General features: G+C 47.9%; 9 protein-coding genes. 6 read left to right on the top strand and 3 right to left on the bottom strand.

Annotated features, from left to right (window positions below):
- Positions 1–160 precede the first annotated feature (160 nt).
- The 6 genes from M3085_RS10910 to M3085_RS10885 all read left to right on the top strand — a co-directional run bounded on the left by M3085_RS10910 (position 161) and on the right by M3085_RS10885 (position 7426).
- Positions 161–1381: an MFS transporter gene (locus M3085_RS10910; RefSeq protein WP_191709244.1), complete on the top strand. Its 1221-nt coding sequence runs from the start codon at positions 161–163 to the stop codon at positions 1379–1381.
- 72 nt (positions 1382–1453) lie between these two features.
- The gene (locus M3085_RS10905) at positions 1454–1768 is read left to right on the top strand and encodes an MGMT family protein (protein ID WP_178256230.1); all 315 of its coding nucleotides are present in this window, start codon (positions 1454–1456) and stop codon (positions 1766–1768) included.
- 51 nt (positions 1769–1819) lie between these two features.
- A complete protein-coding gene (uvrA, locus tag M3085_RS10900; RefSeq protein WP_249052997.1) occupies positions 1820–4648 on the top strand; it encodes an excinuclease ABC subunit UvrA in 2829 nt (942 codons plus the stop codon).
- A 38-nt stretch (positions 4649–4686) separates the two neighbouring features.
- Positions 4687–5175 carry a Cys-tRNA(Pro) deacylase gene (gene ybaK / locus M3085_RS10895; protein ID WP_191709246.1) on the top strand — a complete coding sequence of 163 codons (489 nt, stop codon included), beginning with the start codon at positions 4687–4689 and terminating at the stop codon, positions 5173–5175.
- A gap of 89 nt (positions 5176–5264) precedes the next feature.
- A complete protein-coding gene (gene aspS / locus M3085_RS10890; protein ID WP_178256214.1) occupies positions 5265–7022 on the top strand; it encodes an aspartate--tRNA ligase in 1758 nt (585 codons plus the stop codon).
- A gap of 14 nt (positions 7023–7036) precedes the next feature.
- Positions 7037–7426 carry a GtrA family protein gene (locus tag M3085_RS10885; RefSeq protein WP_178256213.1) on the top strand — a complete coding sequence of 130 codons (390 nt, stop codon included), beginning with the start codon at positions 7037–7039 and terminating at the stop codon, positions 7424–7426.
- Here the strand turns inward: M3085_RS10885 and M3085_RS10880 are convergent.
- The 3 genes from M3085_RS10880 to M3085_RS10870 all read right to left on the bottom strand — a co-directional run bounded on the left by M3085_RS10880 (position 7423) and on the right by M3085_RS10870 (position 10020).
- Entirely contained in the window at positions 7423–7851 is a 429-nt protein-coding gene (locus M3085_RS10880) for an amino acid-binding protein (RefSeq protein WP_178256212.1), read from the bottom strand. The two genes, M3085_RS10885 and M3085_RS10880, sit on opposite strands and share 4 nt — an antisense overlap.
- Before the next feature lie 44 nt (positions 7852–7895).
- The gene (locus M3085_RS10875; protein ID WP_178256229.1) at positions 7896–9194 is read right to left on the bottom strand and encodes a phenylacetate--CoA ligase family protein; all 1299 of its coding nucleotides are present in this window, start codon (positions 9192–9194) and stop codon (positions 7896–7898) included.
- A gap of 307 nt (positions 9195–9501) precedes the next feature.
- On the bottom strand, positions 9502–10020 hold the full coding sequence (locus tag M3085_RS10870) for a UpxY family transcription antiterminator (RefSeq protein ID WP_249052996.1): 519 nt from the start codon (positions 10018–10020) through the stop codon (positions 9502–9504).
- Between the last annotated feature and the right edge of the window lie 5 nt (positions 10021–10025).

The following is a 10025-nucleotide window of genomic DNA, read 5'->3' as shown; positions in this document are numbered from 1 at the left end:
TAAAACAACCCTTTTGTTAAATTTGTGCTCTTCCGATTGTTCTTACGGGGAAAAGCCTTACTTTCGCATCCGCAATTTTATGGGATGAATTTTGCTTGAATTGATGTCTTTCAGACAGCGGTTTATCGGAAGAAACGTTAATAATGGAAACTAAATAAAGATGGAAAATATTTTTAATAAACTGAAAGGGCATCCGCATGTTAAAGCGGAAACTACGTATGCGATATTGTTTGCGGTAGGTTTCTGTCATTTGTTGAATGACATGATTCAGTCGGTCATTCCGGCGATGTACCCCATTTTAAAGGATAACTTGGGACTGACGTTTGCCCAGATAGGTGTTATTACATTGGTCTTTCAATTAACTTCTTCTATTTTCCAACCCTTTGTGGGCCGTTATGCCGACAAGCATCCGCAGCCTTACTCATTGTCTGCCGGGATGTGTTTTACGCTGGTTGGCTTGTTGTGTCTGGCTTTTTCGTCTCATTTTTTTACCATCCTTTTTGCCGTTGCGATTATCGGTTGCGGTTCCTCGGTATTTCATCCGGAGGCTTCACGGGTGGCACAGATGGCATCGGGCGGACGGAAAAGTCTGGCTCAGTCCATCTTTCAGGTAGGGGGGAATGGAGGCAGTGCCATCGGTCCGCTGTTGGCTGCGTTGATCATCCTTCCTTATGGCCAACATGCCGTGGGATGGTTTGCGGTAGCGGCATTGCTTGCCTCTGCCATCTTGGTGAGGGTGGGAAGTTGGTATAGCCTGATGCTCGCCAGCGCGGGAGCGTTGAAGCGTGCGCGGCAGACGGTGGCTTGCAATTTGTCGGAAAGCCGCATACGCTGGGCGTTGGCTATACTGGTAATCATGATATTCTCGAAATATTTCTTTAATGCCTGCATGACAAGTTACTTTACGTTTTTCCTGATTGAGAAATTCGGACTCACGGTACAGCAGTCGCAGTTTTGTCTTTTCGCTTATTTGGCGGCATTCGCCGCAGGAACACTCCTCGGAGGATTTATGGGAGACCGTTACGGGCGAAAGTATGTGATTTTGTTCTCCATCCTCGGCGCTGCTCCGTTTACGCTGGCATTGCCTTACCTGAATTTGTTTTGGACGCTCGTTGTGGCTATCCTTATCGGACTGATTATTTCATCGGCTTTTTCAGCCATTGTAGTGTATGCCACCGACTTGAAACCCGATAAGGTAGGAATGATTGCAGGTGTGTTTTTCGGACTGATGTTCGGGCTGGGAGGAATCGGTTCTGCCTTTTTCGGATGGTTGGCAGATAAGACCAGTATCGAGTTTATTTTCCGCATCAGTACATGGCTGCCTTTGCTGGGTGTTATCGCTGTCTTTTTGCCGAACACAAAGTCGGTAAATAACGCCTGAAAACACTCCGAATAGAAACCTGTTACACATGCGTTAGAATGGTCGAAGATATGCGGTTGTGTTATGCAAAACATGCGGTTGCGTTTTGACGAGTTTCGTCGGGGTGTTTATGCGGTAGTAATGGCTGTTCCTTGCGGTAAGGTTATCACTTACGGGCAGGTGGCGCAACTGGCGGGTTATCCTCGCCATGCGCGCATGGTAGGGCGCGTGTTGCGCGATGCGCCTGCTTCGTCCGGGCTTCCTTGCCACCGTGTGGTAAACAGTGTCGGGCGGACGGCTCCGCACTGGGAGGAACAAAGAAACCTGCTTGAAGCCGAAGGGGTGGTTTTCCGAAGCAACGGATGTGTGAATATGGGAATTTGTCGGTGGAATTTTACCGACGAATAGATTTTTTCAGTAGTTTTGCAAAGATGTTATTTACCCGGTTAAAAAGAACGCATGACAGACGATAAAGAAACAATCAGTGTGCTGGGCGCACGTGTACATAATTTGAAAAATATAGATGTAGAGATTCCACGAAACAGCCTTACCGTGATAACGGGGCTGAGCGGAAGCGGGAAATCGTCGTTGGCTTTCGATACGATTTTTGCGGAAGGACAGCGGAGGTATATCGAAACTTTCTCGGCTTATGCCCGTAATTTCTTGGGAGGAATGGAGCGTCCGGACGTGGATAAAATCACCGGATTAAGTCCGGTTATTTCCATCGAACAGAAAACCACGAACAAGAATCCGCGTTCTACCGTAGGTACCACCACCGAAATTTACGATTACCTGCGTTTGCTTTTCGCTCGTGCCGGAACAGCCTATTCGTATCTGTCGGGCGAGAAGATGGTGAAATATACCGAAGAACAGATATTAGACCTCATCCGTAAAGATTACAAGGGGAAACGAATCTATATATTGGCGCCGTTGGTGCGTACCCGCAAGGGACACTACAAAGAACTCTTTGAGCAGGTGCGCAAGAAAGGATATTTGTACGTGCGTGTAGACGGCGAAATAAAAGAGATAGTCCACGGGATGAAGCTCGACCGTTATAAGAATCACGACATCGAAGTGGTGATAGATAAAACGGTGGTGACTGAAAAGGAAGAAAAACGGCTGAAGCAAAGCGTGGAAACGGCGATGAGGCAGGGCGACGGGCTGCTGATGATACTGGACGCGCAGACAGAAAGCGTGCGTCATTACAGCAAACGCCTGATGTGTCCCGTTACGGGCTTGTCGTATAAAGAGCCTGCGCCTCATAATTTTTCGTTCAACTCGCCGCAGGGAGCTTGTCCGCGCTGTAAAGGGCTGGGTTACGTTAATCAGATTGATGTGGATAAGGTAATCCCCGACCGTTCGCTGTCGATTTACGAAGGCGCCATCGCTCCGCTGGGGAAATACCGGAGCGTTATGATATTTTGGCAGATAGACGCGCTGTTAGAGCGTTATGAGTTTACGCTGAAAACACCGGTCGACCAACTGCCGGAGGATGTCATCAATGAAATTCTGTATGGGTGCGACGAGCGTTTGAAGATAAAAGGCTCTTTGCTCCATTCATCTTCTGATTATTTTGTGGCTTACGAAGGCATCGTGAAATATATCCAGATGATGCAGGAGAAAGATGCTTCTGCCACTGCGCAAAAGTGGGCAGAACAGTTTGCGAAAACCGACGTTTGTCCGGAGTGTAAGGGTGCGCGTCTGAACAAAGAAGCCCTCTACTTCCGGATTCACGATAAAAACATCTACCAGTTGGCTACGATGGACGTAAGCGAACTGTATGAATGGCTGCTTCACGTGGAGCCTCATTTGGAAGAAAAACAGCGGCGGATAGCCGAAGAGATACTGAAAGAAATCCGTACGCGACTGAAATTCCTGCTCGACGTTGGGCTTGATTACTTGTCGCTGAACCGTTCGTCGGTCAGTCTTTCGGGCGGAGAGAGCCAGCGCATTCGCTTGGCTACCCAGATCGGTTCGCAACTGGTGAACGTGCTTTATATCCTCGACGAGCCGAGCATCGGACTGCACCAGCGCGATAATATCCGTCTGATAAACTCGCTGAAAGAACTGCGCGACTTGGGCAATTCGGTAATCGTGGTAGAGCATGACAAAGACATGATGCTTGCCGCCGATTACATCGTGGATATGGGGCCGAAAGCAGGCAGACTGGGCGGCGAAGTGGTATTTGCCGGTACGCCCGGAGAAATGTTGAAAACCGATACCCTGACCTCGCAATACCTGAACGGGAAGATGAAGATAGAATTGCCTGCCGAGCGGCGTAAGGGCAACGGCAAATCGTTGTGGCTGCGCGGGGCAAGAGGCAATAACCTGAAAGGGGTGGATGTAGAGTTCCCGTTGGGCAAACTGATTTGCGTGACGGGGGTTTCGGGCAGTGGAAAGTCGACACTGATAAATGATACCTTGCAACCCATCTTGTCGCAACACTTCTATCGCTCGCTGCAAGACCCTCTGCCTTACGATGCTGTGGAAGGACTGGAGTACATTGATAAGGTGGTGAATGTAGACCAATCTCCGCTGGGGCGTACCCCTCGTTCCAATCCCGCTACTTATACAGGCGTGTTTTCCGACATCCGCAACCTGTTCGTAGGACTCCCGGAAGCGAAGATTCGCGGTTATAAGCCGGGACGTTTCTCATTCAATGTTTCGGGCGGACGCTGCGAGGCATGTGGAGGAAACGGCTATAAGACCATCGAAATGAACTTCCTGCCCGACGTGTTGGTGCCCTGCGAAGTGTGTCACGGCAAGCGTTATAACCGCGAAACGCTGGAGGTAAGATATAAAGGAAAATCCATAGCCGATGTACTTGATATGACCATCAACCTCGCCGTGGAATTTTTCGATAATGTTCCGCAGATATTGAACAAGATAAAAGTATTGCAGGAAGTGGGGTTGGGGTATATCAAGTTAGGGCAACCTTCAACCACTCTTTCGGGTGGAGAGAGCCAGCGTGTGAAGTTGGCTACCGAACTTGCCAAACGCGACACGGGGAAAACGGTCTATATTCTTGACGAACCGACCACAGGACTTCACTTTGAAGACATCCGCGTATTGATGACCGTGCTTGAAAGGCTGGTAGACAAGGGGAATACGGTAATCGTTATCGAGCATAATCTGGATGTGATAAAGATGGCAGATTATATTATTGACATGGGACCGGAAGGAGGAAAAGACGGCGGAATGCTTCTTGCACACGGTACGCCGGAAGAAGTAGCCCTTTCCGGTAAAGGCTATACCTCGAAATTTATCAAAGAAGAACTTGGTCTCTGACCATGCAGTCTTATACATATATATTATTATAGAGAAAAATGGCAAAAGAAAAAATAGCCAAAACAAACGCGGCACGTTTGTTAGACAAAGATAAAATCAGCTACGAGCTGGTGCCCTACGAAGTAGACGAGAACGATTTGAGTTGCGTGCATGTGGCGGCAAGCCTGAACGAAAACATCGAACAAGTGTTTAAAACCCTCGTTCTCCACGGTGATAAATCCGGATATTTCGTTTGTGTGATACCGGGTGAGCATGAAGTTGATTTAAAGTTGGCAGCGAAGGTATCCGGCAATAAAAAATGTGATTTGATACCGATGAAAGAATTGCTTCCGCTGACGGGATATATCCGTGGCGGCTGTTCGCCCATCGGCATGAAAAAACATTTTCCTACTTACATCCACCACACATGTAATGATTTTCCATTCATTTATGTGAGTGCAGGGATTCGTGGACTTCAAGTGAAGATTGCGCCGGCAGACCTGATAAAAGTCAGTCGGGCAGAAGTCTGTACTTTATTCGCCGACTAAGCGAAAACGCAGTTGCATAAATCAAAAACAAGTGCTACCTTTGCCGTTCAATAAAAAATAGATAAAATTTAACATTCATATATAAAGATATGTTCAGAAGTCATACTTGCGGTGAGTTAAGACTTACCGATGCAGGAAAAAATGTGACGCTGGCCGGATGGGTACAGCGTACACGCAAAATGGGGGGGATGACTTTCGTCGACCTCCGAGACCGTTATGGCATTACCCAGTTGGTGTTTAATACTGAAGTGAATGCCGCTCTGTGTGAACGTGCGAACCATTTGGGACGTGAATTTGTGATTCAGGTACAGGGAACAGTGAGCGAACGTTCCAGCAAGAACCAGAATCTACCTACGGGTGAAATTGAGATTATTGTATCGGAACTGAACGTTCTGAACACCGCTCAAACGCCTCCTTTCACCATCGAAGACAATACCGACGGTGGTGATGACCTCCGTATGAAGTATCGTTATTTGGATTTGCGCCGTACGGCTGTGCGTAAGAACCTTGAACTTCGTCACCGGATGACGATGGAGGTGCGTCGCTATCTTGACAGTAAAGGATTCTTGGAAGTAGAAACCCCGATGCTTATCGGTTCGACACCGGAAGGTGCGCGCGACTTTGTTGTGCCTTCTCGCATGAATCCGGGACAGTTCTACGCCTTGCCTCAGTCTCCGCAGACCTTGAAGCAGCTGTTGATGGTTTCAGGTTTCGACCGTTACTTCCAAATCGTAAAATGTTTCCGCGATGAAGATTTACGTGCCGACCGCCAGCCGGAATTTACACAGATAGACTGCGAAATGAGTTTCGTAGAACAGGAAGACATCATTCAGATGTTCGAAGGAATGGCTAAACATCTGTTTAAAGAACTCCGTGGCGTGGAATTGACAGAGCCGTTCTTGAGGATGCCGTGGGCAGACGCTATGAAATATTACGGTAGCGACAAACCTGATTTGCGTTTCGGCATGAAGTTCGTTGAACTGATGGATATCATGAAAGGACATGGATTCTCTGTGTTCGACAATGCTGCTTACATCGGAGGTATCTGTGCCGAAGGAGCTGCGCACTATACCCGTAAACAACTCGACCAACTGACGGAATTTGTAAAACGTCCTCAGATTGGTGCGAAAGGTATGGTATATGCCCGCATAGAAGCCGATGGCAATGTAAAATCGAGCGTAGACAAGTTCTATTCGCAAGAAGTATTGCAGCAAATGAAAGAAGCATTTGGTGCTAAGCCCGGCGATTTGATTCTGATATTAAGCGGAGACGATGCCATGAAGACGCGCAAGCAGCTTTGTGAATTGCGTTTGGAAATGGGTAATCAGCTCGGCTTGCGCGACAAGAATACTTTTGCTTGTCTGTGGGTGGTTGACTTCCCGATGTTTGAATGGAGCGAAGAAGAAGGCAGACTGATGGCTATGCATCATCCGTTTACTCATCCGAAAGACGAAGATATTCCGTTGTTGGATACCAATCCGGCGGCTGTCCGTGCAGATGCTTACGATATGGTTATCAATGGAGTGGAAGTTGGTGGTGGTTCTATTCGTATTCACGACTCGGAACTTCAGGCAAAGATGTTCGAGATATTGGGCTTCACACCCGAAAAGGCACAAGAACAGTTCGGATTCCTGATGAATGCGTTCAAATTTGGTGCGCCTCCTCACGGAGGATTGGCTTACGGGCTTGACCGTTGGGTATCCTTGTTTGCCGGTTTGGATTCAATTCGCGACTGCATTGCATTCCCGAAAAACAACTCAGGACGCGACGTGATGTTAGACGCTCCGGGATTCCTCGACCAAAAACAGTTGGATGAACTGAACCTGAAAATTGATATTAAAGAGTAATTGCAAATACACGAATGAAAGAACCTGTACGTATATTCCGCTTTGCGGTAGTAGGTACGCTGAATGCCATCATTACTGCCATTGTGGTATGGCTGATGATGCACATTGAAGGCGAGGACTATATTACGGCAAACATCGTGGCGTATGTGGTGGCTCAAGTTCATAATTTCGTGTGGTGCAAATATTGGATATTTCCGATAGAGCAAGATACAAAAAAGAATAGCATCTGGCATCAGATGCTATTCTTTGCTTGTGCTTTTGCCATGTCATACAGCGCACAATTCCTATTCCTCTTAATGTTAGTCGAACTGTTTCATTGTAACGAATACCTTGCCCAGTTCCTCGGGCTTTTTGTTTACGGCGCGGTTAACTTTATGAGCAATAAGCATATCACTTTCCGTTAAACCATTTTTATCAAATCCTTTTCTTCCACGTAGCTTAGTCCGTCACTCAGGATGACTTGCCGTGTCTTTTCGGTATTGTCTGTGCGGAATACGAGTATGCCTTTCCCTGCCAGTAAAAACGAGTAGAGGTAAGAAATACCTATGTCCGCACGTGTGAAACTGCGTATGGCGTCTGCCGCCCGTCCGGGCTGGTTATCGAGGGTGATGGCAAATACATCGGAAAGGTTAGCCGATATACCGGCATTCTTTAATGTCTCATAGGCACGCATCGGCTCCGAACAGATGATGCGGTAAATGCCATATTCCACAGTATCGGAAATGGTAGAGGCTATGAGCTGGATATTGGCTTCTTTCAATAGCTCAAGCACTTGCAGCAGTGTTCCCGATTTGTTTTCTACAAATACGGATAATTGATGGATGGTCATAATTCTCTGAAGTTTAAAGATTCTTTTATTTGTGTTTCCTGCCGTCAGATTAAAGTCTTTCGTAAATCTTTCACGCGCACCGCCTTGCCTTCTTGTTTCGGCAGACTGCCTTTCGAGACTAACTTCACACGCGGCGTGATTAAGATTTCGTCTTTCAGCTGTCGGGTAATTTCTTTGGTCAGCCTTTGCAAGAATCCATAATCGTCGGTAAAGTCGTTCAGTTCTACCTCTACGGTCATCTCGTCATTGGCTTCAAGGTTGGTGAGAGTGATAAGATACTCGTTACCCAGTTCTTTGAACTGCATCAGGATGTTTTCTATCTGAATCGGGAAGATGTTTACTCCTTTCAGGATAATCATATCGTCACTCCGTCCCTTCATCCGGTCGAGGCGTTTGTGATGGCGGCCGCACGGACATTCGCCGGGCAGGATGCGCGTAAGGTCTCTCGTGCGGTAACGCAGCAGCGGCATTGCTTCGCGGTTGATGGTAGTCAGCACCAGTTCGCCTACCTCTCCTTCGGGAACTGGTTCCAGCGTTTGCGGGTCTACTATCTCCACGATGTAATAGTCCTCCCAAATGTGGAGTCCGTTTTGCTCCAGACACTCGAAAGCCACACCCGGACCACACATCTCTGACATGCCGAACGAGTTATAGGCTTTTACTCCCAGCATGTTTTCTATGCGCCGGCGTTGTTCGTCTGAGTGCGGTTCCGCACCGATGATAAGCGTTTTCAGTCGGGTGTCGCGGCGCGGGTCGATACCCATTTCTTCCATTACCTCATATAAGCGTCCGGCATAGCTGGGGATGGCATGGAGGGCAGTGGTTCCGAAGTCGGTGATGAACTTAATCTGCCGTTTGGTGTTGCCCGCAGCAGCTGGAACGGTAAGCATCCCCAAGCGTTCGGCGCCATACTGGAAGCCTAGTCCGCCGGTAAACATGCCGTAGCCCGACGAGTTTTGGAAAATATCTCCCTTGCGCAGTCCCACCATGTAAAGACAGCGCGCCACTGCGTTTGCCCATTCGTCCAAGTCGTGTTGCGTATGCAGGATAACGGTAGGCGTGCCCGTGGTTCCACTTGATGAATGCAGGCGCACCACCTGTTCCAACGGGACGGCAGACAATCCGAAAGGATAATTGTCGCGCAGGTCTTGTTTGGTAGTGAACGGAATTTTTGTCAGGTCGTCCAGCGAGCGGATGTCATCGGGCGTTAAACCTATTTCGTCGAACCGTCGTTTATAGAAAGGAGAGCGCATACACTGGCGAAGCGTTTTTTGCAGCCTCTCCAACTGAAGTCTTTCTATTTCCGGACGGGTTAAAGTCTCCATTTCCGGATGTAAGTACATGTCGTAGTTTTTCATATTATTTGTTTCTGGTTTGAGTGCAAACATATAAAAAAATGACGAAACAAACGAATCTGTGCAGCAAAATGTAGTCTCTTCGGAATTGTTTTTCGTTTGCGTGTAACGCAACCGTTAGCGTTGGTCATCGCAAGCGGATGAATTGCCCTGTTCTACCCATAGAACAGGCTCGTCCTATGGGTAGTGTTTTTTCAGGCTCCTGACCAAGCAGGATAATGGTTTAAATAAGTTCGGAATGATGGCTTCAGCGGCATGAAAAGGAGTGTTGTCCGCTCTGTTTTTTTAAGATTGTTTATTGGGGAGATTGCTCTTTTTTGACATACCCCACGGGCATTTCGATGGATGCACAGCCCAGTTGGGAGATGCGTATCACGACGTGCGACTTTCCGTTCTGCTCAAGCAATTCGCCCCGCAATCCGCTCAGCGGACCTTTCACTACCTCTATGTTCGTGCCCGGCTGTAAAGGTTCGCCGATGAAATGTACGGCTTCTTCCGAATAATCCAGCATGAACATGAAGCGTTTCATCTCATCGTCGCGAATAATGGCAGGATGTCCGGTAGTACGGTCTATCAGACGCCCCGTTAGGGCAGGGATGTCTCTCAGTAACTCAACCCGCTTTACCTCGTCGGCTTTTACGAATATCATCATCGGAATGACAACGATTTTCAGTTTCTTTTTGCGGTCGCTCCACTGGCGGGTTACTTCTTGTACGGGCAGGTAATAGGTTACTCCCAAGTTGGCCAACTTCTCTGCCGCTTTCTTCTCATGGTGCATCCGTACGTAAAATACATACCAATGTTGGTTATCCATTGCGT

Source organism: Bacteroides caecicola (assembly GCF_023337095.1).
GTDB classification, from domain to species: domain Bacteria; phylum Bacteroidota; class Bacteroidia; order Bacteroidales; family Bacteroidaceae; genus Phocaeicola; species Phocaeicola gallinarum.
This window is presented reverse-complemented; position numbering and strand designations above follow the sequence as displayed.